The sequence below is a fragment of the Cobetia sp. SIMBA_158 genome (genome assembly GCF_046566945.1).
GTDB lineage: Bacteria > Pseudomonadota > Gammaproteobacteria > Pseudomonadales > Halomonadaceae > Cobetia > Cobetia amphilecti.
The window spans coordinates 1-259 of record NZ_JAWJYL010000608.1; the positions used below are offsets into that span (position 1 = coordinate 1).

At 53.3% G+C, this 259-nt stretch carries 1 pseudogene; it reads right to left on the reverse strand.

What is annotated here, in order from left to right:
• A pseudogene (locus R2R70_RS21265) lies at nt 1-259 on the reverse strand (oxidoreductase); the annotation flags it as partial.

The following is a 259-nucleotide window of genomic DNA, read 5'->3' on the forward strand; positions in this document are numbered from 1 at the left end:
GCCTCTGCCAGCATGACCCGCGCCACGTCTCTCGCATCAATGGATTTCCAGTTACCTGGTAACAAACGGAACAGCGGCGCAAAAAGCGTTTCGTTCATCCGCTGTTTGCTACGATCGCCCAGTAACATCGACGGGCGAGCAATGGTCAATTTCTGCCAGTTCTGGGCAATTAATGCTTCTTCCATCTCCCCTTTGACGCGGTTATAGAAAAACGGCGAGTGGGCATTGGCCCCCATAGCACTGACCACCAGCATATGCT